The organism is Saccharopolyspora rhizosphaerae, from assembly GCF_003931915.1.
In the GTDB taxonomy this organism is placed as follows: Bacteria; Actinomycetota; Actinomycetes; order Mycobacteriales; family Pseudonocardiaceae; genus Saccharopolyspora; species Saccharopolyspora rhizosphaerae.
Genome location: NZ_RSAA01000017.1, coordinates 274,143 through 300,624, shown reverse-complemented (window position 1 = coordinate 300,624; position 26,482 = coordinate 274,143). Strand labels below are relative to the sequence as shown.

At 70.5% G+C, this 26,482-nt stretch carries 23 protein-coding genes and 2 pseudogenes; 18 read left to right on the top strand and 7 right to left on the bottom strand.

The annotated features are described in order from the left end of the window. Nucleotides 1-104: 104 nt before the first annotated feature. The 3 genes and pseudogenes from EIL87_RS19515 to EIL87_RS19505 all read left to right on the top strand — a co-directional run. Nucleotides 105-1,127 (top strand): LacI family DNA-binding transcriptional regulator, encoded by a 1,023-nt coding sequence (locus tag EIL87_RS19515; RefSeq protein ID WP_125091993.1) that lies wholly within the window; start codon nucleotides 105-107, stop codon nucleotides 1,125-1,127. A 47-nt stretch (nucleotides 1,128-1,174) separates the two neighbouring features. Further along, nucleotides 1,175-2,731 carry a glycoside hydrolase family 13 protein gene (locus tag EIL87_RS19510; protein WP_125091992.1) on the top strand — a complete coding sequence of 519 codons (1,557 nt, stop codon included), beginning with the start codon at nucleotides 1,175-1,177 and terminating at the stop codon, nucleotides 2,729-2,731. Between the two features lie 77 nt (nucleotides 2,732-2,808). After that, nucleotides 2,809-3,318 (top strand): annotated as a pseudogene (locus tag EIL87_RS19505) (M23 family metallopeptidase); the annotation flags it as partial. Between the two features lie 112 nt (nucleotides 3,319-3,430). On the opposite strand, the gene asnB reads toward EIL87_RS19505, so the two are convergent. Beyond that, on the bottom strand, nucleotides 3,431-5,359 hold the full coding sequence (gene asnB / locus EIL87_RS19500) for an asparagine synthase (glutamine-hydrolyzing) (protein ID WP_125091990.1): 1,929 nt from the start codon (nucleotides 5,357-5,359) through the stop codon (nucleotides 3,431-3,433). A gap of 408 nt (nucleotides 5,360-5,767) precedes the next feature. On the opposite strand from asnB, the gene ctaC reads away from it, so the two are divergent. Both ctaC and EIL87_RS19490 read left to right on the top strand, forming a co-directional pair. Further along, entirely contained in the window at nucleotides 5,768-6,706 is a 939-nt protein-coding gene (gene ctaC, locus EIL87_RS19495) for an aa3-type cytochrome oxidase subunit II (protein ID WP_125091989.1), read from the top strand. 42 nt (nucleotides 6,707-6,748) lie between these two features. Then, nucleotides 6,749-7,147 carry a cytochrome c oxidase subunit 4 gene (locus tag EIL87_RS19490; RefSeq protein ID WP_125091988.1) on the top strand — a complete coding sequence of 133 codons (399 nt, stop codon included), beginning with the start codon at nucleotides 6,749-6,751 and terminating at the stop codon, nucleotides 7,145-7,147. Nucleotides 7,148-7,198: 51 nt separating this feature from the next. Here EIL87_RS19490 and EIL87_RS26875 read toward each other — a convergent pair whose 3' ends face one another. Next, a complete protein-coding gene (locus EIL87_RS26875; RefSeq protein WP_158628669.1) occupies nucleotides 7,199-7,336 on the bottom strand; it encodes a hypothetical protein in 138 nt (45 codons plus the stop codon). 107 nt (nucleotides 7,337-7,443) lie between these two features. On the opposite strand from EIL87_RS26875, the pseudogene EIL87_RS19485 reads away from it, so the two are divergent. Further along, a pseudogene (locus EIL87_RS19485) lies at nucleotides 7,444-7,647 on the top strand (helix-turn-helix domain-containing protein); the annotation flags it as partial. 41 nt (nucleotides 7,648-7,688) lie between these two features. Beyond that, on the top strand, nucleotides 7,689-7,973 hold the full coding sequence (locus EIL87_RS19480; protein WP_125091986.1) for an Lrp/AsnC family transcriptional regulator: 285 nt from the start codon (nucleotides 7,689-7,691) through the stop codon (nucleotides 7,971-7,973). A gap of 46 nt (nucleotides 7,974-8,019) precedes the next feature. Here EIL87_RS19480 and trpD read toward each other — a convergent pair whose 3' ends face one another. The 3 genes from trpD to EIL87_RS19465 all read right to left on the bottom strand — a co-directional run bounded on the left by trpD (nucleotide 8,020) and on the right by EIL87_RS19465 (nucleotide 10,203). Then, nucleotides 8,020-9,054, bottom strand: a complete 1,035-nt coding sequence (trpD, locus tag EIL87_RS19475; protein ID WP_407690558.1) for an anthranilate phosphoribosyltransferase — start codon at nucleotides 9,052-9,054, stop codon at nucleotides 8,020-8,022. 184 nt (nucleotides 9,055-9,238) lie between these two features. Further along, nucleotides 9,239-9,646, bottom strand: a complete 408-nt coding sequence (locus EIL87_RS19470) for a hypothetical protein (protein ID WP_125091984.1) — start codon at nucleotides 9,644-9,646, stop codon at nucleotides 9,239-9,241. A 119-nt stretch (nucleotides 9,647-9,765) separates the two neighbouring features. Continuing rightward, nucleotides 9,766-10,203 carry a hypothetical protein gene (locus EIL87_RS19465; RefSeq protein ID WP_407690557.1) on the bottom strand — a complete coding sequence of 146 codons (438 nt, stop codon included), beginning with the start codon at nucleotides 10,201-10,203 and terminating at the stop codon, nucleotides 9,766-9,768. Nucleotides 10,204-10,289: 86 nt separating this feature from the next. Here EIL87_RS19465 and ctaE point away from each other — a divergent pair, with 86 nt between their 5' ends. The 5 genes from ctaE to EIL87_RS19440 all read left to right on the top strand — a co-directional run bounded on the left by ctaE (nucleotide 10,290) and on the right by EIL87_RS19440 (nucleotide 15,092). Beyond that, nucleotides 10,290-10,901: an aa3-type cytochrome oxidase subunit III gene (gene ctaE, locus EIL87_RS19460; RefSeq protein ID WP_125091983.1), complete on the top strand. Its 612-nt coding sequence runs from the start codon at nucleotides 10,290-10,292 to the stop codon at nucleotides 10,899-10,901. Between the two features lie 87 nt (nucleotides 10,902-10,988). Then, nucleotides 10,989-11,795 carry a cytochrome bc1 complex diheme cytochrome c subunit gene (gene qcrC / locus EIL87_RS19455; RefSeq protein ID WP_125091982.1) on the top strand — a complete coding sequence of 269 codons (807 nt, stop codon included), beginning with the start codon at nucleotides 10,989-10,991 and terminating at the stop codon, nucleotides 11,793-11,795. Then, nucleotides 11,792-12,922, top strand: coding sequence for a cytochrome bc1 complex Rieske iron-sulfur subunit (gene qcrA, locus EIL87_RS19450; protein ID WP_125091981.1), 1,131 nt, complete (start codon nucleotides 11,792-11,794; stop codon nucleotides 12,920-12,922). Before qcrC ends, qcrA begins: the two co-directional genes overlap by 4 nt. After that, nucleotides 12,919-14,574, top strand: a complete 1,656-nt coding sequence (gene qcrB / locus EIL87_RS19445) for a cytochrome bc1 complex cytochrome b subunit (RefSeq protein ID WP_125091980.1) — start codon at nucleotides 12,919-12,921, stop codon at nucleotides 14,572-14,574. Before qcrA ends, qcrB begins: the two co-directional genes overlap by 4 nt. A gap of 92 nt (nucleotides 14,575-14,666) precedes the next feature. Next, nucleotides 14,667-15,092 (top strand): PPOX class F420-dependent oxidoreductase, encoded by a 426-nt coding sequence (locus tag EIL87_RS19440; protein ID WP_125091979.1) that lies wholly within the window; start codon nucleotides 14,667-14,669, stop codon nucleotides 15,090-15,092. 246 nt (nucleotides 15,093-15,338) lie between these two features. Here EIL87_RS19440 and EIL87_RS19435 read toward each other — a convergent pair whose 3' ends face one another. Then, nucleotides 15,339-17,054 (bottom strand): DEDD exonuclease domain-containing protein, encoded by a 1,716-nt coding sequence (locus EIL87_RS19435; RefSeq protein WP_125091978.1) that lies wholly within the window; start codon nucleotides 17,052-17,054, stop codon nucleotides 15,339-15,341. A 76-nt stretch (nucleotides 17,055-17,130) separates the two neighbouring features. Here EIL87_RS19435 and EIL87_RS19430 point away from each other — a divergent pair, with 76 nt between their 5' ends. From EIL87_RS19430 to EIL87_RS19420, 3 genes are all read left to right on the top strand, one after another. Beyond that, nucleotides 17,131-18,492 (top strand): NYN domain-containing protein, encoded by a 1,362-nt coding sequence (locus EIL87_RS19430; RefSeq protein WP_125091977.1) that lies wholly within the window; start codon nucleotides 17,131-17,133, stop codon nucleotides 18,490-18,492. Nucleotides 18,493-18,874: 382 nt separating this feature from the next. Continuing rightward, entirely contained in the window at nucleotides 18,875-19,921 is a 1,047-nt protein-coding gene (locus tag EIL87_RS19425; protein ID WP_233576382.1) for a C40 family peptidase, read from the top strand. Between the two features lie 107 nt (nucleotides 19,922-20,028). Then, nucleotides 20,029-21,324, top strand: a complete 1,296-nt coding sequence (locus tag EIL87_RS19420; RefSeq protein ID WP_233576381.1) for a hypothetical protein — start codon at nucleotides 20,029-20,031, stop codon at nucleotides 21,322-21,324. A 460-nt stretch (nucleotides 21,325-21,784) separates the two neighbouring features. Here the strand turns inward: EIL87_RS19420 and EIL87_RS19415 are convergent, their stop codons facing one another. Then, nucleotides 21,785-23,593: an AMP-dependent synthetase/ligase gene (locus EIL87_RS19415; RefSeq protein WP_125091975.1), complete on the bottom strand. Its 1,809-nt coding sequence runs from the start codon at nucleotides 23,591-23,593 to the stop codon at nucleotides 21,785-21,787. A gap of 345 nt (nucleotides 23,594-23,938) precedes the next feature. On the opposite strand from EIL87_RS19415, the gene EIL87_RS19410 reads away from it, so the two are divergent. The 3 genes from EIL87_RS19410 to EIL87_RS19400 all read left to right on the top strand — a co-directional run bounded on the left by EIL87_RS19410 (nucleotide 23,939) and on the right by EIL87_RS19400 (nucleotide 26,482). Continuing rightward, the gene (locus tag EIL87_RS19410) at nucleotides 23,939-24,727 is read left to right on the top strand and encodes a metallophosphoesterase family protein (RefSeq protein ID WP_125091974.1); all 789 of its coding nucleotides are present in this window, start codon (nucleotides 23,939-23,941) and stop codon (nucleotides 24,725-24,727) included. 89 nt (nucleotides 24,728-24,816) lie between these two features. Continuing rightward, the gene (locus tag EIL87_RS19405) at nucleotides 24,817-25,257 is read left to right on the top strand and encodes an SRPBCC family protein (RefSeq protein WP_125091973.1); all 441 of its coding nucleotides are present in this window, start codon (nucleotides 24,817-24,819) and stop codon (nucleotides 25,255-25,257) included. 7 nt (nucleotides 25,258-25,264) lie between these two features. Then, nucleotides 25,265-26,482, top strand: a complete 1,218-nt coding sequence (locus EIL87_RS19400) for an ArsA family ATPase (RefSeq protein ID WP_125091972.1) — start codon at nucleotides 25,265-25,267, stop codon at nucleotides 26,480-26,482.

Below are 26,482 nucleotides of genomic sequence, written 5' to 3'. Positions count from 1 at the left end.
GAAGTGGACAACACCGCGATGAACGGGAACAGAGGTCCGTTGCAAAGATTTGCTGCGACGTGCAGGATCGTTCCGGAAGCACGGGCAGTGGAGGGAGTCCAGCGTTGGCGGGTCTGGCCGAGATCGCGGAAGCGGCCGGGGTGAGCGTGTCCACGGTGAGCCGCGTGCTCAACCGCAAGTCCGGCATCGCTGAGGAGACCCGGCAACGAGTGCTCGACGTGGTCAACCAGCTCCCGCACACCGCCCGGGGCGTCGGTGCGCTCCGGCGCACCGGCGTGATCGGCCTGCTGGTGCCCGAGCTGTCGAACCCGGTGTTCCCGGCCTTCGCCGAGGCGCTGGAAAGCCGTGCCTCGCAAGCGGGTTACGCCTCGCTGCTGTGCAACACGCGGGCGGCGATGAGCGAGCGCGAGTACGTCCAGATGCTGCAGGCGCGCGGTGTCGAAGGGATGATCTTCGTCTCGCCGGAGATCGCCAACCCGGACAACGACGAGCGCCGGAGCCGCGGCTACTACGAGAAGCTCAGCCGCGACGGCGTACGGATGGTCTTCGTCAACGGCGGTGCTCCCAGCCTCGACGTCCCCGACATCACCGTTGACGAGCACCTGGCCGGGCACATCGCCGCCCGGCACCTGCTGGAGCTGGGGCACCGGCGGATCGGCTTCGTCAGCGGCCCTTCGCGGGCGCTGCCGTCCCGGCTCAAGCGCGCCGGCTGGGCCGCCGCCCTGGAGGAAGCGGACGTCGAACCGGGAGCGGACCTCGTGGCGCACGGCTCGTTCTCCGCCGCGGGAGGGGCCGAGGCGATGGCTCGGCTGCTCGACGGTCCGCAGCCCACGGCGGTGCTGTGCTCGTCGGACGTGATGGCGCTGGGTGCGATGGGCGAGGCCAAGCGCCGCGGGCTGAGCACCCCGGAGGACGTTTCCGTGGTCGGGTTCGACGACATCCCGATGGCGGCCTACTGCCAGCCGTCGCTGACGACGTTGGCCCAGCCCATCCGCGACATGGCCGCCGCGGCGGTCGACGAGCTGCTCCGGCAGCTCGACCCGGACGGTGCCGAGCACGGGTCGACCAGCTTCAGCCGCATGTTCCGCCCGAACCTCGTCGTCCGGGAGTCCACCCGGGAGCGGTGAGTCCCGTGGCCGGGCGGTGCGGACCGCCCATTCCTGAGGGGAGCAGCATGTCTTGGTGGCGTGAGGCCGTGGTGTACCAGATCTACGTGCGCAGCTTCGCCGACTCGGACGGCGACGGGGTCGGTGACCTCGCCGGTGCGCGCGAGCGGCTGCCGCACCTCGTCGACCTCGGCGTGGACGCGATCTGGTTGACCCCCTTCTACCCCTCGCCGATGGCCGACGGCGGTTACGACGTCGCCGACCCCTGCGGTGTGGACCCGCTCTTCGGCGACCTGGAGGACTTCGACGCGCTGCTGGCCGAAGCTCACGACGCCGGACTGAAGGTGCTGGTCGACGTGGTGCCCAACCACACCTCCGACCGGCACCCGTGGTTCGCCGAGGCGGTCGCCGCCGGGCCGGGATCGGCCGAGCGCGGCCGCTACCTGGTGCGCGACGGACGCGGCGACGAGCCGCCGAACGACTGGGAATCCGTCTTCGGCGGTCCGGCGTGGACCCGGCTGCCCGACGGGCAGTGGTACCTGCACCTGTTCGCGCCCGAGCAGCCCGACCTGAACTGGCGGAACCCGCAGGTGCGCGCGGACTTCCGCAAGGTCCTGAAGTTCTGGCTGGACCGCGGGGTCGACGGCTTCCGCATCGACGTCGCGCACGGCATGATCAAGCACCCCGACCTGCCCGACACCGGCCTGACCGAGCAGATCTCCTTGCTGGGCCATGGTGAACTGCCGTACTTCGACCAGGACGAGGTGCACGAGATCTACCGCGACTGGCGGGTGCTGCTCGACTCCTACTCCGGCGGGCGGATCGGTGTCGCCGAGGCGTGGGCGTCGACGCAGGAGCGGCTGGCCCGCTACGTCCGACCCGAAGAGCTGCACCAGGCGTTCAACTTCGCGCTGCTGGAAGCTCCCTGGTCGGCGGCCGAGTTCCGCGAGGTCGTCACCGACTCGCTGGCCACCACCGGCCAGGTCGGTGCGACCACGACGTGGGTGCTGGGCAACCACGACGTCCGCCGCCCGGTCACCCGCTACGGCGGCGGGGAGCTCGGCCTGGCGCGGGCCCGCGCGGCGGCGCTGTTCAGCTTCGCGCTGCCCGGCTCGGTGTACGTCTACCAGGGCGAGGAGCTGGGGCTGCGCGAGGTGCTGGAGCTGCCCGACGAGCTCCGCCAAGACCCGATCTGGAGCCGCTCCGGCGGTGCCGACCTCGGACGCGACGGTTCCCGGGTGCCGATGCCGTGGTCCGGTGAGCAGCCGCCGTTCGGCTTCGGACCGGGCGGGAGCTGGCTGCCCGCTCCCGCGGAGTGGTCGGCGTCCACGGTGGAGGCCCAGCGCGGGGACCCCGGCTCGGTGCTGCGGCTCTACCGCGAGGCGCTGGCCCGACGCCGCGCGCTGCCCGCGCTGGGCGACGGCGACCTGACCTGGCTGGACGCCCCGGAGGGCGTGCTGGCCTTCGCCCGCGAGCCGGGCTTCACCTGCGCCACCAACTTCGGCGACACCCCGGTGAGCCTCGACCTGCCCGGCGACCTGCTGATCCGCAGCGACAGCGCGGAGGAGTGGCGGGGCACGCTGCCGCCGAACACCGCGGTGTGGTTGAAAACTGGCAAAAGTTGACCTTCGTGTGGGTCTATTTCCGCCCAACTGGACGTGATCACATGTGAATCACCAACAACAACTCGGAGGTGGTTCGCATGAAGCGATTAGGGACGACCACGGCAGCAGTGGCACTGGCTGCGCTCGCCGTGGTCGGATTCCAGGCGCCGGCCTCGGCCGCGCCGAACTTCCAGGTGCCCTTCAAGTGCGGCGTGAAGGTCACGGCCGCCACCTTCAGCGGGCACAGCCCGGCCAACGCGGTCGACTTCCAGCGCGACGGCATCACCGGCATGGCCGTCCTCGCCTCGTCAGGCGGCACCGTGACCAGGTCGGAGAACGAGGGTGACACCAGCTACGGCCGGTGGATCGAGATCGACCACGGCAACGGCTGGCGCACCCGCTACGCCCACCTCTCGAAGCAGTCCGTCTCGGTCGGCGACGAGGTCTCGCTCGGCAAGAAGATCGGCGAGGCGGGTTCCAGCGGCGGGGTGACGGGCCCCCACCTGCACTACGAGCAGATCCTCGACGGCGCCGACCGCGAGGTCGTGCTCAACGGCAAGGCCGTCCCCTACTTCGACCACACGTCCTTCACCAGCAAGAACAACTGCTGACGGGACCGCGTCCGCACCCGCTGGGGCGGGGCGCCGCGACCCCTGGGGCGGAAGCGCGGAAGGCCTGCTCCTCGAGGTGGGGAGCAGGCCTTCCGCGTGCGTTCGAGCCTCAGAGGCGCACGGGGTAGTGCGGCTCCGGGACCTCGGGCGCGAGGCGGCCTTCGATGAAGATGGCGTGCCAGAGCATGAAGACCAGCAGCGCCCACAGGCGCCGGCTGTGGTCGAGGACGCCGGAGCGGTGCTCCTCCAGCAGCTGCAGGATCGCGCGGCGGTCCAGCAGGTGGTCGGTCTGCGACTGCTGGATGATGTTGCGCGCCCAGTCGTGCATCTCGTCCTTGAGCCAGTGCCGGATCGGCACCGGGAAGCCGAGCTTGCGGCGGTTGAGCACGTGCGCCGGGACGACCTGGTACAGCGCCTGGCGCAGCGCGTACTTGGTGGTCTCCGGGGTGATCTTCTGCTCGAGCGGCACCGTGCTGGCCACCCGGAAGACCTCCGGGTCCAAGAACGGCACCCGCAGTTCCAGCGAGTTGGCCATGGTCATCTTGTCGGCCTTGACCAGGATGTCGCCGCGCAGCCACGTGAACAGGTCCACGTGCTGCATCCGCGTCACCGGGTCCCAGTCCTTCGACAGGCTGTAGGGGGCGCCGGTGATGTCCTTGTGCGACACACCCGGGTCGAAGGCGCGCATGATGCCGCGCAGCTGGTCGTCGCGGAAGATGCGCGCGTTGCCGTAGTAGCGCTCCTCCAGCTCCAGCGAGCCGCGGCGCAGCAGGTCCTTGCCCCGCACGCCCTCCGGGATGCGGCTGGAGACCTTGCCCATCGCCTTGCGCAACGCGCCCGGCACCTTCTCGAACGGCGCCAGCGACAGCGGCTCGCGGTAGATCGTGTAGCCGCCGAAGAGCTCGTCGGCGCCTTCGCCGGAGAGCACGACCTTGACGTGCTGGCGGGCCTCGCGGGCGATGAACCACAGCGGGACCAGCGCAGGGTCGGCCACCGGGTCGTCGAGGTACCAGGTGATCAGCGGCAGCGCCTCCATCATCTCCTCGGCGGAGACGGTGCGGACGACGTGCTTGACCCCGATCGCCGCGGCCGACTCGGCCGCCACGTCCACCTCCGAGTAGCCCTGGCGCTCGAAGCCGGTCGTGAAGGTGATCAGGTTCGGGTTGTGCTCCTTGGCCAGCGCCGCGATCGCGGTGGAGTCGATGCCGCCGGACAGGAACGAGCCGACCGTGACGTCCGCGCGCATGTGCTTGGCGACCGAGTCGCGCATCACATCGACGATCTCGTCCTGCAGCCGCTTGACGTCGGCCTCGGTGTTGGCCGGGCGGGGCCGGAAGTTCGGCTGGAAGTACCGCTCGGTGACCAGCTGCCCGCCGGGGGAGATGGTGAACGAGGTGCCCGACTCGATCCGGCGGATCTGCCGGTGCAGCGACTCGGGCTCCGGCACGTACTGCAGCACGAAGTAGTGCTGCATCGCCTTGTGGTCGATCTCCTCGCTGATCTTCAGCGTGTTGGCCAGGCTGAGCAGGCTCTTCTTCTCGCTGGCGAAGGCCGTGCCGCCGGGGCCGGAGGCGTAGAACAGCGGCTTGATGCCGAACGGGTCGCGGGCGCCGTAGACGACCTTGCGCTCGTCGTCCCAGATCATGAAGGCGAACATGCCGCGCAGCCGGCCGACCGAGTGCGGCCCCATGTAGTGGTAGGCGGCGACGATCACCTCGGTGTCGCCGTCGGTGGCGAAGCGCGCGCCGTACTGCTCGATGAGCTCCGCGCGCAGCTCCAGGTAGTTGTAGATCTCACCGTTGAAGGTGATCGTGTAGCGCTGCGGGTTCTCCGGCGGACCCCAGGTCAGCGGCTGGTGGGAGTGCTCGAGGTCGATGATGGAGAGCCGGTTGAAGCCGAGGACGACCTCACCGCCCTGCCACGTGTCGCTCTCGTCCGGGCCCCGGTGGCGTTGACACGGCAGCGCGTTGGCCACGGCGTTCACGCTGTAACCGGCAAGTTCTTCGGTGGGACAGATGAGTCCAAGCAGGCCGCACACGCGTCTCGTGCACCTCTCCGAGTCGGGGGGAAAAGGCTCGCTCCAGTATGCAGAACCCTGGCACGCGCGCTGCACGCGCGTGCGGCCGTGGTCGTTGCGCTCGGCAGCGCCGGTGGGCACCCGTCGGCTCCGCCGGACTCCCGCCAGCCACGCCCGCGGGAGGCTCGGGACGTGCTCGCGCGGGCCGCTGCCGTGCGGGCTGTTCAGGTGGTCACCGGAACGAGGGAGCCGCTCGGCCGCGCCGGGACGAGGCCCGGGGGGAGCGATCAACGCCCCCGGAGCAGTATCGCGGCTACACCTGGGCTAGGCTCTGCCCAGGATTCCGGCGGCGGATCCGCGGTCGCCTGCGGGTGAGCGGGGATCGACACGAGCCGCTTCGGTGAGTTTTGCACGAGGAGGCGTCGCGCAGTGGGCCTGAAGGAGGGGACCCGAGTGCCACGGCTGGTCAAGGTCGCTGGTCTGATCGGCCTGGTTGGTGTCGCGGCCACTGGCTGCACGACCGACGAGGTCCTGCGGTTCGGATGGCCAGAGGGTGTCACCCCGCAGGCCGAGGCGATGCGGAACCTGTGGACCTGGTCGGTCATCGCAGCACTCGCGGTCGGTGTGTTGGTGTGGGGGCTGATCTTCTGGTCGGTCGCTTTCCACCGCAAGAAGAAGAACGACGAGGAGCTGCCGCGGCAGTTCCAGTACAACCTGCCGCTGGAGCTCATCTACACGGCGATCCCGTTCGTGCTGGTGGTCGTGCTCTTCTACTTCACGGCGGTCACCCAGAACACGGTCATGGCCAAGCCGGCCAAGCCGGACCAGACCGTGAACGTGGTCTCGTTCCAGTGGAACTGGGAGTTCAACTACCCGGGTCACAAGACGCCGGACGGGCAGCCGGTGCGCACCGTCGGCAGCAGCAGCGAGATCCCGCTGCTGGTCGTGCCGGTCGGCGAGCGCGTCGAGTACCACATCCGCTCCACCGACGTGATCCACTCCTTCTTCGTCCCGGAGTGGCACTTCAAGCGGGACACCTTCCCGTACCCGGAGAAGAACAACCAGGACAACGTCTTCCAGAACACCATCGAGCGTGAAGGTTCGTTCGTGGGTCGGTGCGCCGAGCTGTGCGGCACCTACCACGCGATGATGAACTTCGAGGTCCGCGCGCTGTCGCCGGACAAGTTCGACCGGTACATGCAGCTGCGAACCCAGGTGAACCCGCAGACGGGTCAGACCTACACGGCCGCAGAGGCGCTCGGCGCGATGAACTGCGGTGAGCTGTGCACGCCGCACGCCGTGACCGGTGTTCCGTTCAACACCGATCGCACCGGTGGTGCGCCTTCCGGCATCGGGACGAACAGCTAGGGGTGCCCTCGACAGGGCGTACGGCGTGAGAGCGAGGACTCCATGAAGGTCGAAGCGAAGATCTTCAACATCATCACCGTTTTCTTCTTCCTGTCCGCGGTCGTGTACGGGCTCTGGGCCAAGGAGCCGGTGGGCACCGTGGCGCTGATCCTGGTCGGCGGCCTGTCCCTGATCATCGGCAGCTACCTGTCCTTCGTGGCTCGCCGGATCGAGGACCGTCCCGAGGACAACCCGGACGCGGAGATCAGCGACGGTGCCGGCGAGCTCGGCTTCTTCAGCCCGGGCAGCTACTGGCCGGTCGGCCTGGCCGCCGGTGCGGCCTTCGCGGGCGTCGCCCTGGCGTTCTTCCACGTCTGGATGATCGTGCTCGCGGTCGGCTTCCTGCTGATCATGGTCGCCGGGCTGGTGTTCGAGTACCACACCGGTCCGAGCAGCCACTGACGCAGAACCCCGGAGGGCCCCTCGGTTGCGACCGAGGGGCCCTCCGCGCGTTCAGCGCACCTTCTGGCCGAGCACGGCGCCGAGGATGGCGACGATGCCCGCCAGCTCCGCGAGCGTGACCCGCTGACCGAAGGCGAGCACGTCGACCGCCAGCGCGACGGCCGGGTACAGCAACGAGACCCCCGCCACGGTGCCGACCGGGCTTGCCGACGCTGCTGCAGATCAGCGCGTAGGAGAACGCGGTGCACCGCGCCCAGCAGCACCGCCACAGCCAGGCGTGAAGGACGACACCGCACCGCTGGGTCACCACCCGCCGGCTGGACCGGGCCCAGCGGTTGCTGGAGGACACGGACCTCAGGGCGGAGGACGTCGCCGCGGGGTGCGGGTACGGCTCGGCGGCCTCGCTGCGCCACCAGTTCCTCCGCGTCCGCGGAGTCCCGCCCGTCGCGTACCGGCGAACGTTCACCGGCCGCGCCGCCCGGCCCGCGCTGCGCGATTAGGATCTCGATCGACGAACCACCACGCAGCAGGAGGACCCCTCGTGATCACCGCGATCGTGCTGATCCAGACCGCCGCCGACCGCCTCGCCGAGGCGGCACAGGAGATCGCCGACCTCGACGGTGTCGACGAGGTCTACTCCTGCGCGGGGGACGTCGACCTGATCGCGATGCTGCGCGTCGCCAAGCACGAAGACCTGGCTGACATCGTCCCCGGCAAGATCAACAAGGTGTCCGGCGTCGTCGACACCGACACCCACATCGCCTTCCGCTCGTACTCGCGCAGGGACACCGAAGCGGCCTTCGCCATCGGCCTCGAGGAGGAGTGAGCTCCGCTCGCCGCGTGCGCCTGACGAGGGCGTCAGGACCGCCGGGTCAGCGGAGTTCGGCGCAGAGGGCGGTCCAGCGGTCCAGGAGGGCGGCAGCGGCGCCGGAGTCGATGGCCTGGGCGACCCGCTCCACGCCCGCCTGCACCTGGCTCCGCAGGTCCGCTCCGGGGCCGTCGTAGGCGACGCAGGCGCCGGCGGCGTTGAGCAGGACCGCGTCGCGGACCGGGCCCCGGGCGCCGGCCAGCAGGTCTCGCACGACCTTCGCGTTGTCCTTGGCGTCGCCGCCCTGGAGGTCCTCCGGGCGGCTGCGGGGGATGCCGAGGTCCTCGGGGTCGAGCACGTCCTCGCGGACCGTGCCGTCGTGGACCACCCAGACCGTGCTGGCGGCCGTGGTGGTGATCTCGTCCATGCCGTCGTCGCCGCGCACCACCAGCGCGGAGTTGTCGCGGGCGGCGAAGACCTCGGCGATCACGGGAGCCATCCGGCGGTCCGCGCACCCGATCAGGCCCGCAGCGGGCTTGGCGGGGTTGGTGAGCGGGCCGAGCACGTTGAACGCGGTCGGGATGCCGATCTCGCGGCGCGGCGCGCCGGCGTGCTTGAACGCGGGGTGGAACACCGGCGCGAAGCAGAAACCGATGCCGACCTCCTCCACGCAGCGCGCCACGCCCGCCGGCTGCAGGTCGATCACCACGCCGAGCTCTTCGAGGACGTCGGCGGTGCCACACTTCGACGAGGCCGCGCGGTTGCCGTGCTTGACCACGGTCACCCCGGCCGCCGCCAGGACGATCGAGGCCATCGTGGAGATGTTGACGCTCCCGCTGCGGTCACCGCCGGTGCCGACGATGTCCACCGCGCGCTGGGTGATCTCCAGCGTGCGGGCGTGCCCGAGCATCGCGTCGGCCATGCCGCGCACTTCGGCGGGCGTCTCGCCCTTCGCGCGCAGGGCGACCACCAACCCGGCCACCTGGGCCGGGGTCGCCTCGCCGGACATGATCAGGTCCATGGCCCAGGCGGTGTCCTCCGCGGACAGGTCCGTTCCCGCGACCAGGCTGCTCAGCAGCCCTGCCCAACTTCCCGCCATGGTTCCCACGATCTACTCCGTCGGTTCTGCTGTCTGGAGAACCTATCGTGCCGCGCCGGCCGCGGTCGGATCCGCCGGGTATGGCGCGGATCGCAACGCCGCGAGCGGAACCGGTCAAGACGGGGTCGAGGAGTCCGGTCCGCTCCGGCGCGAGGTGGTCCGCTCCTCCAGGAGCGGCGCGGGGTCAGGCCGGGACGGCCTTGCCCTGCGTGCGCAGGACCTCGGCGACCGTCTCCGCGGACGCCAGCGGGTCGAGCGGGTGGACCAGGACCGCGTCGGCCTGGGACCACGTCGCCAGCCACCGGTCGTCCTTGCGGCGCACCGCCACGATCACCGGGGGGCACTGCGCGATCTCGTTCTTGAGCTGCCGGGAGACGCCCATGCCGCCGGTCGGCTGGGCCTCGCCGTCCAGGATCATCAGGTCGACCTTGCCCGCGTCGACCTCGCTGATGACGTCGGCGACGGTGCTCGCCTCGGTGTAGCGCAGCCGGTCCAGGTCGGGGGCGGGACGCCGCCCCACGGCGGTGATGATCGCCTCCCTGACCTCGGCGCGGTGGCTGAACACGAGAACGTTCGTTGTTGCGGTGCTCATCACTGGCTCCTCGGCGAGCTTGCGGGACACCCGCACCCGGTCTGCGCAGCACGGGGCTTCACTGATCCGAATGCTAGCCGTCCGAGCGGGTGTGACAGTAGCCACCCGACACGATCCGATCATCCCGGTCCGCGTTGCAGCGCGTCCCAGCCGAAGGTCTCGCCACCGTGCCGCTGGGCCAGTCCGGCCATCCGGGAGGTCTCCTGTGAGCAATGCAACGCGTCCAGCTGCTGCACACGGAGCGCGACCAACGGGGTCAAACCCGACACGCTGAGTTCATCCGCGCGGCCTCCGGGCCGCAGGATCCAGTCGTCCTGGGCCAGCACGGCCGCCGCGGTGTCGACCACGTCACCGGGAAGTGCCAGGTGGTGGCGCAGCACGGCGGGGTCGTCGGGGTTCCAGTCGGTAGCCCTGGCCAGCGCCGCCGACGCGGCCTCGGTGTCGTCGTAGGACCACACCACCACGCGCAGGTCGGGGTCGTCGATGCTGATCACGGGCTTGCGGGGGCTGCTGCGGCCGAGCCCCAGGGTCGCGAGCAGCGACCGGAAAGATCTCACGGTGGGTCACCTCCAGATCGCGATCCGATCACCCCGCGGGCGTAGGGGAGGACCCGAGGGCGCGAGCGGAAAAGCTGCAAGACATAATGCGTCGCGTGACAACGGCAGCGCCCTCAATCAGTCAACGCGTGCACTCGCTGAACCGGCCCAACATGGTCAGCGTCGGCACCATCGTTTGGTTGGCCAGCGAGCTGATGTTCTTCGCTGGGCTCTTCGCCATGTTCTTCACGGTGAAGGCGCAGAACGAGGGCGAGTGGCCACCACCGCCCACTCACCTGAACCTCCCGTACGCCCTCCCGTTCACGATCATCCTGGTGGCGTCGTCGTTCACCTGCCAGTGGGGCGTGTTCGCGGCGGAGCGGGGTGACGTCTTCGGTCTCCGCCGGTGGTACGTGATCACGCTGATCATGGGCACGATCTTCGTGCTCGGGCAGGCCGGTGAGTACTTCCAGTTGATCACCGAGCACGCGACCACGATCGCCTCGTCGGCCTACGGAACGGTCTTCTACATGACGACCGGCTTCCACGGGCTGCACGTGATCGGCGGGTTGGTCGCGTTCGTCTTCCTGATCATCCGGACGAAGCTCAGCAAGTTCACGCCAGCCCAAGCCATCGCAGCGATCGTCGTGTCGTACTACTGGCACTTCGTGGACATCGTGTGGATCGGCCTCTTCGCCGTGATCTACCTAGTCCCGTGATCGCTCCTCCAGCGAGGACCTCGGTCGCCTGGCACGAACGAGGCCGAAACGAACACCCCGAACCGGACAGCAAGGGTTGCCGCACTCATGACCACCACTAAGAAACGGAACCGCGCGGGCTCGAAGCTCAAGCGGCGGATCTCCGGTGTACTGGCGCTGGGCATTGCGTTGGTGGGTGCCGGTGCGTTGTACACCGTCGTGACACCCGAGCCGCAGACCGCGCACGCCGCAGCGGACCCGGCGCTGGTGAGGCAGGGCGAGCAGCTCTACAACAACGCCTGCATCAGCTGCCACGGGTCCAACCTGCAGGGCGTGCAGGACCGCGGCCCCAGCCTGACGGGCGTCGGCGAAGCCGCCGTGCACTTCCAGGTCTCCACCGGCCGCATGCCGATGGTCCGCCAGGAAGCGCAGGCGACGCGCAAGCCGCCGAAGTTCAGCCCGGAGGAGATCGACGCGCTGGGCGCGTACGTCCAGACCTACGGCGGTGGCCCGGAGGCGACGAAGCAGGCCGGCAAGGCTCTGCAGGGCGGCGATCCCTCCCGCGGTGGAGAGCTCTACCGCCTGAACTGCTCGTCGTGCCACAACTTCACCGGCCGCGGCATCGCGATGTCGTCCGGCAAGTTCGCGCCGAACCTCGACCAGGCGACCGAGCAGGACATCTACCACGCCATGCTCACCGGCCCGCAGAACATGCCCAAGTTCTCGGACCGGCAGCTGACGCCTGAAGAGAAGAAAGACATCATCGCCTACGTCAAGTCCGTGACCAACGGCAACAACAACCCGGGCGGCAACTCCCTCGGCGGCTACGGCCCCGGGCCGGAGACCGTGGTCGCCTGGGTCGTCGGACTCGGCGCGCTGATCGGCCTCACCCTGTGGATCGGAGCCAGGGCATGAGTGAGCAAGAGAAGAAGGAATACACCGAGGCCGAGTTGGCCGAGATGAGCCGCGACGAGAAGATGCGGCTCGGGCTGGCCCTCGACGACGTCGAACTCGCCGAGTACCGGGACAACTGGCCGGTCAAGGGGACCCGTGCCGAGCGCCGGGCGGAGCGGAACGTCGCCGCCTGGTTCGCGCTGGCCGGCCTGTCCGCGCTGGCGTTCATCGCGGTGTTCATCTTCTGGCCGTGGGGCTACCAGCCCCCGACCGACCCCACCGCGCACTTCATCTACTCGCTGTACAACCCGCTGATCGGTTTCTTCCTCGGCCTGTCCATCCTGGCCGTGGGCATCGGCGTCGTGCAGTACCAGAAGAAGTTCATCCCGCACGAGGTCGCGATCCAGCAGCGCCACGACGGCCACGGTTCCAGCGAGGTCGACCGGCAGACGACCGCCGCGCTCCTGGCCGACGCGGGCAACCGCAGCGGGATCGCCCGCCGCAAGATGATCACCCGCACCGCGGGCTTCGGCGTGGGCGCCTTCGGCCTCGGCGCCGGCGTGTTCGCGCTCGGCGGCATGGTGCGCAACCCCTGGGCCGAGGAGGGCCAGGAGTCGCTGCTGCACACCGGCTGGATGCCGGAGCACCCGGGCGAGAAGGTCTACCTGCGCCGCGACACGGGCAACCCGCACGACGTCTCGCTGGTGCGGCCCGAGGACATCGAGGCCGGCGGCTTCGAGACCGTCTTCCCGTTCCGCGAGGCCTGGCGGCACGACGAGGAAGAACTGATCACCTCGATGCGCAAGGGCGACGCGCCGGTCATGCTGATCCGGCTGCGCCCCGGCAGCAAGCCGATCAAGCGCAAGGGGCAGGAAGACTTCAACTACGGCGACTACTACGCCTACTCGAAGATCTGCACCCACCTGGGCTGCCCGACCTCGCTGTTCGAGCAGCAGACCGGCCGGCTGCTCTGCCCGTGCCACCAGTCGCAGTTCGACGTGGTCAACACCTACGCCAAGCCGGTGTTCGGCCCGGCCACGCGTGCTCTGCCCCAGCTGCCGATCACGGTGGACGAGGACGGCTACTTCGTGGCGAAAAGCGACTTCATCGAGCCGGTCGGACCGGCGTACTGGGAGCGTGAGTCATGAGTTCGATCACCACGCCCACGAAGGGAGAGAGCAAGCTGTACGGCAAAGTCGCCCACGCGGCCGACGAGCTGGACACGCGCTACCGGCTCGCTCCCGGCATGCGGCGGCAGCTGAACAAGGTCTTCCCGACGCACTGGTCGTTCCTGCTCGGCGAGATCGCGCTCTACACGTTCATCCTGCTGCTGATCACGGGCACCTACCTGGCGTTCTTCTTCGACCCCTCCATGCAGGAGGTCGAGTACCAGGGCGTCTACACCAACCTGCGCGGCGTGGAGATGTCGCGGGCGTTCGAGAGCACGCTGGACATCTCCTTCGAGGTCCGCGGCGGTCTGTTCGCCCGCCAGCTGCACCACTGGGCGGCGCTGCTGTTCATGGCGTCGATGGTGGCGCACATGCTCCGCATCTTCTTCACCGGTGCGTTCCGGCGCCCGCGTGAGACGAACTGGATGATCGGCGTGACGCTGTTCATCCTGGGCATGTTCGAGGGCTTCACCGGCTACTCGCTGCCGGACGACCTGCTGTCGGGCACCGGTGTCCGGATCGCCTCCGGCATCGCCATGTCGATCCCGGTGCTGGGCACCTGGGTGCACTGGATCCTGTTCGGCGCCGAGTTCCCCGGCACCGACCTGATCCCGCGGTTCTACCTGTTCCACGTCTTCCTGCTGCCCGGCCTGATCCTGGGTCTGGTCGCGGCGCACCTGGCGCTGGTCTGGTACCAGAAGCACACCCAGTTCCCGGGCGTGAAGCGCACCGAACGCAACGTGGTCGGCGTGCGGATCATGCCGGTGTTCGCGGTCAAGGCCGGCGCGTTCTTCGCGATGGTCGTCGGCGTCACCGCCATCATGGCCGGCGTCTTCCAGATCAACCCGATCTGGAACCTGGGCCCGTACATCGCCTCGCAGATCTCGGCCGCGTCGCAGCCCGACTGGTACATGATCTGGACGGACGGTTCGTCGCGTCTGTGGCCGGCCTGGGAGGTCTACCTGGGACCGTTCACGATCCCGGCGGTGTTCTTCCCGACCGTGCTGTTCATGGGCATGATCTTCACCACGGCGATCATGTACCCGGCCATCGAGCGCAAGCTCAGCGGCGACGACGCGCACCACAACCTGCTGCAGCGTCCGCGCGACAACCCGGTACGCACGTCGCTGGGTGCCATGGCGCTGACGTTCTTCATGGTCTTGATGATCTCGGGTGTCAACGACATCCTCGCGTTCGCGTTCAACATCTCGCTGAACGCGATGACCTGGGGCGGCCGCATCGGCCTGCTGGTGCTGCCGCCGATCGCCTACTGGCTCACCTACCGGATGTGCCTGGGTCTCCAGCACAGCGACCGGGAGGTCCTCGAGCACGGCGTCGAGACCGGCATCATCAAGCGTCTGCCGCACGGTGAGTTCATCGAGGTCCACCAGCCGCTCGGCCCGGTGGACGACCACGGTCACCCTGTGCCGCTGCCCTACCAGGGCACGTCGGTGCCGAAGAAGATGAACCAGCTCGGTGCCGCCGGCCACCCGGTCGAGGGCAGCCTGCTGCGGCCCGACCCGGTCGACGAGACCGCTGCGCTGGAGCAGGCCCGTCACGACGACGCGGTCCGCGAAGCCGAGGAGCGGGAGCAGCTGACCGCCGGCAAGCCTTCGCAGCCGACGGAGTAAGCACTGCCGAGCGAACGGCCCGGTACCCCGAGCGGGTGCCGGGCCGTTCTGCGTCTCGGCGCGGGCTGTCGACGGTCGGTAGCGTCCTGGGCATGGCTACGCTGCAGGACCCGAAGGTGCGCGAGTTCCTCTCCCAAGGCACCCGCACCGGGCTGGTCGGGTACACCTCCTCCGACGGGCGTCCGCTCGTGGCGCCGGTGTGGTTCGTCGTCGACGACGACGTGCTGGTGTTCAACACCGGCAAGGCCTCCGCCAAGGGCAGGTCGATCCTCCGCGACCCGAGGCTGACGCTCTGCGTCGACCTGCCCGAGCCCCCGTTCGGCTTCGTCCAGGTGCAGGGCACGGCGGAGATCTCCGAAGACCCGCAGGACCTCCTCGACACGGCCACGCGGATCGCAGCGCGCTACGTGGGCCCGGACGAGGCCGAGGAGTTCGGCCGCCGCAACGGCGTCCCCGGCGAGGTCGTCGTCCGCCTCCGCCCCACCAAGATCAACGCAGCCTTCGACATGATCGTCTGACCGACCCGTCCAGTTCGGATCGTCCGATCGTCGGCTCGGGCGCGCCGCGGTTCCCGGAGATGACCCACCACCTAGGGCGGACGAGTCGGGAGAGCACAGCCCCGGTCGGTCGCGGCCGGGCACTCGCGTCGACGCTGCGTCCGCAGCCGCCGACCCGGCGCCGGAGCACCTCCGCCGACGGACGGGAGGGCCGGTACACCGCGGTTCCCGGCACCGATCACCGCGGTATCCGGGTGCGCGGGTGCGTCAGTCGAGGGCGGCGTAGGGGGTTCGGCCTCTGGTGGCCTTGTCGAGCCAGGCTCGCCAGGAGCCGGCGGCGCCGGCGGGCTCGCCCCAGGGGGAGTGGGTGCGGACGAGGCGGGTGCCTCCGGTGGTGAGCCAGCGGTAGACGACCCGGACCTCGTCGGCGGTGGCGCCGCGCAGCGGGCCCGGGCCGTCGACGACCGTTTCCGCCGCGGCCTGCAGCACGTCCACCACCGGCATCGGTGGAACGCCGCGTCGGGCGACGCCGGCGGACGCGAGGCGGCCGTGGCGGATGACGGAGAGGTGCCAGCCGCGGCGCCCGTCGGGCCGGGCCGCGACGAGTTCGGGGACGGCGGCGAGCGCGGACAGCCGCTGGCCCCGGTCCAAGGAGCGGACGAGGCCGGCGAGCTGGTCGCGGTGGGCCGCGGCGTCCTCGAAGCGCTCGGTGTCGGACAGCCGCTGGAGCTCGAGGTGCAGCCGCTCCAGCAGGTCGCCGCTGCGGCCGCGGATCACGTCCCGGATCGCGATCACCTCGGGTGCGTACTCCTCGGCGCTCTGCAACCCGGCGCACGGCGCTCCGCACCGGCCGAGCTCGTGCAGCGCGCACGGGCGGAGGGGCTTGCGCGGGGAGATCCGCTCGGTGCAGCGCCGCACGAAGGTGGCCGACTGCAGCGCCTCGACGGCCGCGCTCGCCGCGTGGCGGGACCCGAACGGCCCGAGCGCGTCCTCGCGGGGCGTGCGCACGATCGACAGCCTCGGGAACGCCTCGTCGGTGAGCACCACCCACCACGCGCGCTGCGGGAACTTGGAGCGGCGGTTGTAGCGCGGCTGGTGCGCCGCGAGCAACCGCAGCTCCCGCACCTCGGCCTCCAGCGGGTGCGCGCACTCCACGTGGTCCACCCGCTCGGAGATGCCGACCATCTCCTTGATCCGCGACCGGCGCTCGCCCGCCGTGAAGTACTGCCGCACCCGCCGTCTCAGGTCGGAGGCGGTGCCGACGTAGAGGACCTCGTCGCGTGGGCCGCGGAAGAGGTAGACGCCGGGGGAGTTGGGCAGCGCGTCGGCGAGGTTGCGCTTGCGCTTCTGCTGCGGGGTGACGTCGGGCAGGTGACCGAGCAGGTCTTCCAGGGTGCGCACGCCGAGCGGGCCCAGGCGCTCCAGCAGCGAGTGCAGCACGTCGACGGTCGCGCGGGCGTCGTCCAGGGCCCGGTGCACGGGTTGGGTGCGCGCGCCCAGGACGCGGGCGAGCGTGCCGAGCTTGTGGTTGGGCGTCTCGTCGCGGGTCAGGACGCGGCGGGCGAGCCGGACGGTGTCAACGACCTGCGGCTTCGGCCACCTCAGCCCGAGCCGTTCGCAGCCGGCGCGGAGGAACCCGATGTCGAACGGCGCGTTGTGCGCGACCACCACCGCGCCCTGGCAGAACTCCAGGAACGCGGGCAGCACGCTGTCCCAGAGCGGTGCGTCGTGCACCATCGCCTCGGTGATGCCGGTGATCGACACCACCGACGGCGGGATGCCGCGCTCCGGGTTCACCAACGTCGCGAACTCTCCGAAGACCTCGCCGCCGCGGACCTTCACCGCACCGATCTCGGTGACGGCGTCACCCTCCCGGTCGCCACCGGTGGTCTCCAGGTCGACCACGACGAACGTGGCCTCGTGCAACGGGATTTCGTCGTTGACGGCGATCTCGTCGAAGCTCAGCTGGCGGTGCGCGGACATCATCCGCACGTTACGTCCCGCTACCGACAACGCGGCGCGTGCGTGTGTTCCGGGCGGTGGCGATTAGCCTGTGGGGATGGCGACACCGAACTCGGGGACGGACGGCCCCACCCCGGACGAGTCCGCTGTGGACGGTGCGCAGCAGACTCCCGGTGCTGCGCCTGTCGACACCGAGGACCTACCGCCTCCGCTGCGCGCCCGGCTGGCCGACCTGGCCGCGGGGGCGCTGGACGCGATGCGCACGAGCGACGTTCCCGCGGCGCTGCGCCCGGTGGTGCGGTTCGCACCGGCCAAGCGCGCCAAGCTCGGCCAGCCCGCGCTGCTCGGAGCGCTGCGCGACTCCTCGGTGTTCCGCACGGCGGTGCTGGACTGGTGCCGCAAGCACCGCCCGGAGGCGTTGTCCTTGCAGGACCCGGACCCGGTCGTCGTCGGGGCCGCCGCGGTGCTGCAGGGGTCTCCGACCGCTCCGCACTACGTCGAGCTGATCGGTTTCCGCACCGAGCAGGGGCAGCTGCGGGCCGAACGCGACTCGGCGACGGCGAAGGCCGAGCGGCTGTCCGCCGAGGTCGAGCGCCTCAAGGCCGAGTTGGCCGAGGCCCGGGCAGCGGCGGACCAGGCCGCGGGCAACGAGGAAGCCGAGCGGTTGCGGAAGCGCCTGCGGGAGCAGGGGATGCGGCTGCGCGAGGCCAAGGACGCGGCCGAGGCCGCGCAGGACGAGCTGGCGCGGATGCAGCAGGAGCGGGAGTCGGCGATCACCGAGGTCGCCGCCGAGCGCGACCGCGAACGCGCCCGCGCGCAGGAGGAGCGGCAGCGGGCCGAGCGCGCCGCCGCCGAGGTCCAGGTGGCGCGGGAGAGCGCCCGCGAGGCGCGGCAGGGGGACGAGGTCCGCCTGGCGCTGCTGCTGGAGACCTTGGAAGGCGCGGTCGGTGGGTTGCGCCGCGAGCTGGGTGCCACGGGTTCCGGGCCGCGGCCCGCCGACGTGGTGCGCCGGGTCCGCGAGCAGACCGCGATCGCCGGCGAAGTCGCGGACCTCGCCGCGCTGGACCGGCTGCTGGCGCTGCCCGCGGTGCACCTCCTCGTCGACGGCTACAACGTCACCAAGACCGGCTACCCGGAGCTGCCGCTGGCCGACCAGCGGGACCGGCTCGCCCACCAGCTCGCCGCGCTGGCCGCGCGCACCGGAGCCGAGGTCACGCTCGTCTTCGACGGCGCGGACGTGCTGGCGGTGCCCACCTCCCGGCCTCGGGGCGTGCGGGTGCTGTTCAGCGAGTCCGGGGTGCAGGCCGACGACGTGATCCGCGACCTCGTGGCCGCTGAGCCGGAGGGCCGGCAGGTCGTGGTGGCCACGTCCGATCGCGCGGTGGTGAGCTCGGTGCAGCGGCGCGGCGCCTACGCGGTGTCCTCGGCGATGTTGCTCGCGCGGCTGAACAGGGTCTGACCGCTCGTCGCTCCAGCGGTGCCGCCTGGCGACTTCCCGACACGTGGCGGAGGTCATGCGGGATCACCCCGCACGCTCCGCAACCCGAAGGTGGGCGTGTTGTCGTCACTTGTCCAGGTGATGGCCTCGCACGATCGGTCACCGTGAGCAAGTGACTCTCCTCCGTTAGGGGAATTCAGTCGCGCTCAGTAGAAAACGGGACCCGCTTATAGACGTTCCGCCTCACCTTTCGTAACCTACTCGAGGCCTCGTGCCGATCAGTTGCCCAGACCGGGCGACACGCGAGGCGCCGCTGATTCGGTTTTGTCGGGGAACCGGGCCGCGTGCGAGCGGGTTTCCGCGCGCGGTCAGGCGGTTGGACGCAGAAGGAGCTGTGCGCGACGTGGCGTCGCACGGAATCAAGCGATCATTGCGAGGCGCCCTGGCCGCAACCGCGGTCGCTGCGGTCGTTGGCATGACCTCCGGCGGTGCGGCTCTCGCGGACCCGCCTCTCCCGAACAACGCCTCGGACGCGGCCAAGCAGGTCCGCGAGCTCCAGCACGAAGCTGAGAAGCTCACCGAGGAGATGAAGAAGGCCGAGGACGACCACGAGGCCAAGAAGGCCGAACTGGCTCGTTCCGAGGCGCAGGCCGTCCAGGCCGAGCAGGTCGCCAACCAGGCCCGCGGCGAGGAAGAGAAGTTCCGCGGCCAGGTCGACCAGCTCACCCACGCCTCCTACCAGGGCGCGAGGCTGAACAAGCTCTCCGCGCTGCTGGTCAGCGAGAACCCCGATGACTTCCTGGACCGCGCCTCGGCGCTGGACGCGCTGGCCAAGGACAACAACGACGCGGTCAAGGCGCTGGCCGCGGCCACGCACCAGGCCGAGGAGGCCGAGCGGACCGCCAAGGACGCGCGCAACCGCGCCGCCCAGGCCGAGCAGGACGCCGCCCGGCTGTCCCAGGACCTGAAGGCCAAGAACAAGGCCATGAAGGACCAGATCGAGAAGGTCGAGGAGCGCTACGCCGAGCTCAGCGGCACCGACCGCGACTCGCTGATCTCGGACGGCGACACCGGCGTCGGCTCGATCGCCGGTGCGGGTGCTGCGGTCAAGGCCGTCAACGCCGCGCTGAGCAAGCAGGGCTCGCCCTACGTCTGGGGTGCCAAGGGCCCGAGCAGCTTCGACTGCTCCGGCCTCATGCAGTGGGCCTACAAGCAGGCCGGCGTGAGCATCGGGGGTTCCACCAAGACCCAGGTCAGCGAGGGCAAGTCGGTGTCGGCCAGCCAGCTCAAGCCGGGCGACCTGATCTTCTACTACAGCCCGGTCAGCCACGTGTCGATGTACATCGGCAACGGCAAGGCCGTGCACGCCCCGACCTCAGGTGACGTGGTTAAGGTGACCGACTACAAGAAGATCGGTGACGTCACCTCGATGCGCCGCATCGCGGGCTGACCCGCCGTCGTGCTCCGGGGCCGGTGCTCTCACGAGTGCCGGCCCCGGAGTGCGTCCGGCCCCGGGCTGCGTCGACCGGACCGGTGATCGGACTTACGATGCGAGCCGTGTCTTCGACCGGGAAAGCACGCGGTTGGTGGGTGCTCGCCGCGGCGGCTGCGGTGCTGGGCGGGTTCGGGCTGGTGGGCCTGCCTTCTCCGGCTCCGGTCGAACCGCCGCCCGCGCCGGCACCGGCCGAGCACGCCGGACTGGCGGCACGGCTGCCAGCCCCTGAGGCGGCCGTGGGCGAGCTGCTGGCGCGGCGGGCGGAAGCCGTCCGCGACGACGACGAGGCGGCGTTCGCGGCCACTGTGGACCCGCAGGCGCCCCTCGAGTTCCAGCAGCGGCAGCTGCAGCTGTTCCGCAACCTCCGGACCGTGCCGCTGACCCAGTTCGCGCTCCGCCTCGACGGAGCTCCGCTGCCGCACGCACCGGTTCCCGCCGCCGACGAGGTGCTGGCCTCCCGCGTGGTGCTGCGGTACGCCATGGCGGGTGCCGACTCGGTCCCGACCCAGCGCCCGCTGGGGTACCAGTTCGTCCGACGTGGAGCGTCCTGGTACCTCGCCGAGGACACCGGCGTCGTGCCCGACGCCTGGCGCGGCCCGTGGCACTTCGGGCCCTGCGAGGTGCGGCGCACCGACCGCGGGATCGTCGTCGGCCACGACACCACCGCGGTGGAACAGGCTGCGGCCCAGCTGGACTCGGCGGTCGCCGACGTGACCGAGGTGTGGGGGAGCGGCTGGGCGAAGCGCGTGGGGGTGCTGGTGCCCGCCACGCCGGAGGAGATGCGGGCGCTGGTCGGGCCGGAGTTCGCGGTCAACGGGATCGCCGGGGTGGCGATCGCGGACCTGGTGGACACCCGGACCCGGCGGGTGGAGGGAGCCCGCGTCGTGCTGAGCCCGCGCTCCGCCGATCAGCTCTCGGACGTCGCGCTGGGCGTGGTGCTGCGGCACGAGATCACCCACGTCGCGGCCCGCGCCGTCACCGCGGACGGCGCTCCGATGTGGATGCTGGAGGGCTTCCCGGACTACGTCGGCTACCGCAAGAGCGGGCTCGAACCCCGGGACATCGCGCCGGACCTGGCCCGCTCGGTCCGCGAGGTGGGTCCGCCGCTGCGGCTGCCCACCAACACCGAGTTCCACCAGGCCGGACGCCGTCTCGACCTCGCCTACCAGCAGTCCTGGTCGGTGGTGCACTACCTGGCGCAGCGGATCGGGGAAGAGCGCCTCACCGAGCTCTACCGCCGCATCGCCGCGTCGACCACCCCGGACCAGGCTGAAACCGCCCTGCACGAGGCGACCGGCCTCACCTCGCCGCAGTTGCTGCAGGCCTGGGGCCAGGCACTCCCGCACACGCTCGGCTGACCGCCTGCGGAGGACCGTTCCAAACAGGCGGTGCCGGTACCAGGAACTCCCGCAAACCGAGAGCCCAGCAGCTCGGCGGACCTCAGCACGCCGCTCCGCGAGCCGTGTCGAACGCGCGTCCCGGCGCGCTCTCCCCGAACCCGCTCACGACCTGCGGCGTTGCCACCCGGGTCCCCACGTCGGCTTCGCGCGAAGTTCGACGGGGATCTTCAGGGGTCGAAGTTCTCGCGAGGTTCGAGGGGGCTTCGGGGGCGAAGTTCTCGCGAGGTTCGACAGGCCCTGCGTGGTGCCGGGAGCTGGCTCCGCCGCCGCTTCGGGAGCGTCCTGGAGACGACGACGGCGGTGCTCCGACCCCGGTTCGGGTCGTCGCACCGCCGTGCTCCGGGCTCGCTGGAGCTGCTCCTGCGGCCTGCTGTCGGCACCGCCCGGGCGAGTCGGGTCGCCCGGGCGGTACCGGGGATCAGGAGTAGATCGCCTCGATGTCGGCCGCGTGGTTCTCCGCGACCTTGTTGCGCTTGAGCTTCATGCTCGGCGTGAGCTCGCCGGAGGCCTCGGTGAAGTCCTCGGTGAGGATGCGGAACTGCTTGATCGCCTCCGCGCGCGAGACCGCCTTGTTGGCCTCGTCGACGGCACCCTGCACCTCGGCCCGCAGGTCCGGGTCCTTGACCAGCTCGGACATCGGCGTGTCGGCGGGCCGGCCGTGGTTGGACAGCCAGGACGGCACGAACTCCGGGTCCAGCGTGATGAGCACGCCGATGAAGGGCTTCTGGTCGCCGACCACCATGCACTGGCTGATCAGCGGGTGGGCGCGCAGCGCGTCCTCGAGCACGGCCGGGGCGACGTTCTTGCCGCCGGCCGTGACGATGATCTCCTTCTTGCGGCCGGTGATCCGCAGGTAGCCCTCGTCGTCGAGCGAGCCCAGGTCACCGGTGTGGAACCAGCCGTCCTCGATGGACTCCTTGGTGGCGGTCGGGTTGTTCCAGTACTCCTTGAACACCACGTCGCCCTTGATGAGCACCTCGCCGTCCTCGGCGATGCGGACCGTGGTGCCCGCCAGCGGCCGGCCGACGGTGCCGACCTTGAAGCCGTCCTCGACGTTGACCGCCGCGGCCGCGGTGGTCTCGGTCAGGCCGTAGCCCTCCAGCACCGGCACGCCGACACCGCGGAAGAAGTGGGCCAGCCGCTCGCCCAGCGGGGCACCGCCGGAGACCGCCGCGATGCAGCGGCCACCGAGGGCGGCGCGCAGCTTGCCGTAGACGAGCTTGTTGAACACCGCGTGCTTGACCTTGAGGCCCAGCCCGGCGCCGCCGGCGTCCATCGCCTTGGAGTACTGGACGGCCGTCTCCTCGGCGGCGTCGAAGATCTTGCCCTTGCCGTCGCCGTGCGCCTTCTGCTTCGCGGTGTTGTAGACCTTCTCGAACACGCGCGGGACCGCCAGCACGAAGGTCGGGCGGAACGAGCCGAGGTCGTTGACCAGGTCCTTGACGTCGGGCGTGTGGCCGAGGGTGACCTTGCCGTAGACGCACATGACCGTGATCGCGCGCGCCAGCACGTGCGCCATCGGCAGGAACATCAGCAGCGAGTTGCCCGGCTGGGCCAGCTGCGGGAACGCGTCGATGTCGGCCCGCACCTCGGCGAGCACGTTGCGGTGGGTCAGCACGCAGCCCTTGGGGCGGCCGGTGGTCCCGGAGGTGTAGATGAGCGTCGCGGGGTTCTCGGCGTTGACCGCCTTGCGGCGCTCGTGCACCTGCTGGTCGGACACCTCGGCGCCCAGGGCGGTGAGCTCGTCGACCGCGCCTGCTGCGCCGCCGCTGGTCGGACCCTCGATCTGCCACACGTGGCGGACCTCGGAGAGCCGGTCGATCACCTTGTCGACCTCGGCGCGGTGGGCGTCGGTCTCCACGAAGATCGCCGTTGCCCCGGAGTCGGTGAGGATCCACTCGGCCTGGTCGGCCGAGGAGGTCTCGTAGATCGGGACGGTGACACAACCGACCGTCCAGATCGCGAAGTCCAGCAGCGTCCACTCGTAGCGGGTGCGAGACATCAGCCCCACCCGGTCGCCGGGCTCCAACCCGGCTGCGACCAGGCCCTTGGCCACGGCCAGGACCTGCGCGGCGAAATCGGCGGCCGTGACGTCGACCCAGGTGCCGTCCACCCGGCGCCGGAAGCTCACGGTGCTCCCGAACCGCTCCGCGTTGGCCCACACCATGTCGGTGAGGTTCTCGTCCTCTGCCACTGTCGTAGTGGCGGGTGCGCTGAACTCTCGCACGTCGAAACCTCCGGAAAACAAGCCTGTCTAGTGGGCTCAACCTAACGTTGATGGTTACTGGGCGGTAGCCCCCGTTATCTCAGGCCACACCAGCGGTCACAGCCTAGACCTCACCGATTCGGAGGAACGCCGACCGGTCACCGCGGGCTGATCGTGGGCGGGAACAGGTGCGCAACGGGCCGTGCGATCCGGTGCCCCGGCCGATTAGGTTCGAGGGTGGTCGTCGTCGAGGAGGAACCTGGGTATGCGGTGCGAGCGGCCGCGTCGAGGCGGTGGCTCCGCTCCCGCAGCCCTCGCTCACCGCGCCGCTGAGCAGCACGAGCATGAGCAGAGAGAGGTTGGAAGTTGCGCGTTCACGTCGTGTCCGACGTCCACGGCAACGTCGAAGCGCTCAAGCGCGCCGGTGATGGTGCGGACGCGCTGGTCGTGCTGGGCGACTTGATCGACTTCGTCGACTACCACGACCACGGCAACGGGATCCTCGGCCGCGTCTTCGGCGCCGAGAAGGTCGCGAAGTTCGCCGAACTGCGGAGGAGCCGCCGCGGGCCGGAGTTCGGCGCCTACATCCGTTCGCTGTGGGAGAGCCTGTCCGATCCGGCCGCGACGGTCGACGACGCCGTCCGCGAGCAGTACTCGGAGCTGTTCGGCGCGATGACCGCGCCGACCTACGCGATCGCCGGCAACGTCGACGCCCCGCACCTGTGGCCGGAGTTCGCCGGTGAGGGCATCCACCACCTCGACGGCGAGACGATCGACCTCGACGGTCTGACGTTCGGCTTCGTCGGCGGGGTCCGGCTCCCGGACGGGGTCGCGCTGCGCCGGCACTCGGCCTGGGTGCCCTACCTGCGCGTCGCCGAGGAGTACGACGCGGCGATCGCCGCGCTGCCGCAGGTGGACGTGCTCTGCACGCACCAGCCGCCCGCCGTCCCGGAGCTCACCTACGACGTGGTGGCGCGCAACGAGGAAGCCGGCGCGGCCAGCGTCCTCGAGCGCATCAACGCTGATCAGCCCCGCTGGTCGCTGTTCGGCCACGTGCACCAGCCGCTCTCGCGGCGGGTCCGCATCGGGCGCACCGAGTGCGTCAACGTCGGGCACTTCAAGCGGACCGAGCAGCCCTACGTCCTGCGCTGGTGATACCGCACGGGAAGGTGATGTTCGCGGACTTCCCCGAAACCGGGCTCCTCGTTGACCGCGCACCGGCCTCCACCCGGTAGCCTGCGCGCATGGTCGATCAGTCCACCCAGTCCATCGAGATCGAAGCCCCCGCTGAGCGGATCATGGCGGTCATCGCGGATTTCCCCGCGTACCCGGAGTGGGCGGAAGCGGTCAAGGAGACCGAGGTGCTCTCCCAGGACTCCGCGGGCAACGCCGAGCGGGTCCGGTTCGTGCTGGACGCAGGCGTGGTCAAGGACACCTACACCAACGTCTACACCTGGGCCGAGGACGGCCTTTCGGTGAGCTGGGAGCTGACCGAGGGGCAGGTGCAGAAGGCCCAGCACGGCAGCTACACCCTCAAGCCGCTCGGTGAAGGCCGGACCGAGGTGACCTACAGCCTCGCGGTGTCGCTGGCGATCCCCATGATCGGCATGTTCCGCCGCAAGGCCGAGAAGATGATCATGGACACGGCGCTCAAGGAGCTCAAGCGCCGCGTGGAAGCGGAATAGAGCGCACTTGCGCATCGTGCTGTTCACCGGGAAGGGCGGGGTCGGCAAGACGACCCTGGCCGCGGCCACCGCCGCCCGCGTCGCGGGCGACGGCGGCAAGGTGCTGGCCGTGTCGACCGACCCGGCCCACTCGCTGGCCGACGCGCTCGGCACCGACCTGGGCGCGCAACCCCGCGAGGTGCGCGTCGCCGAGACCGGCGCCGCCCTGCACGCCGCCGAGGTGCAGACCCGGGGACTGGTGGACGGGGCGTGGTGCGAACTCCGCGAGCACCTGCGAACCCTGTTGCGCGGCGCGGGTGTCGGCGAGGTCGACGCCGAGGAGCTCACCGTCCTGCCCGGCGTCGAGGACCTGCTGGCGCTGACCGAGGTGCACCGGCTCGCCGCGAGCGGGATGTGGGACACCGTCATCGTCGACTGCGGCCCCACGGCCGAGACGCTGCGGTTGCTGGCCCTGCCGGAATCCCTGGCCGGGTACCTGGAGCGGCTCTTCCCCGCCCACCGCAGGGCCGTGCGCGGACTGCTCGCCGGGGTCGCCGGCAGCGACCAGGTCGAGCGCTGGGACGCCGTGGCCGACGGGCTGAGCCGGCTCGCCGAGCAGCTGGCCGCGCTCAAGGACATGCTCACCGATCCGGACACCAGCGTCCGGCTGGTGCTCACCCCGGAATCCGTCGTCGCCGCCGAGACCCGCCGGACGCTGACCGCGCTGGCGCTGCAGCGGATCCGGGTCGACGGGCTGGTCGCCAACCGCCTGGTGCCGCACCCGGGTTCGGCCCGCGGTGACGCGGCGGGCTGGTTGCGGACCCGCCGCAAGGAGCAGGAAGCCGTCCTCGACACGCTGCGCGCGGCCACCGACCTGCCGCTGCGCACCGTCGAGCACCGGGCTTCCGAACCCGTGGGGACCGAACAGCTGCAGGACTTGGGCGCCGAGCTCTACGGCGACGGTGACCCGCTCGCCAACGACGCCTCCGCACCCGAGATGCGGGTCGGTGGCGGCGGCACCTCGCTGGACTCGGAGTACACGTTGCGCGTCGGGTTGCCGCTGCACCCGGCCGCCGAGCTGGACCTGGCCCGCATCGGTCCAGAGCTGGCGATTACCGTCGATGGACGACGACGGCTCGTGGCCCTTCCCGCTGTGCTGCAGCGGTGCGTGGTGACCTCGGCGGTCGCCGGAGAAGACGGGCTGACGGTGCGGTTCCGTCCCGACCCCGATCTGTGGATGCGGTGA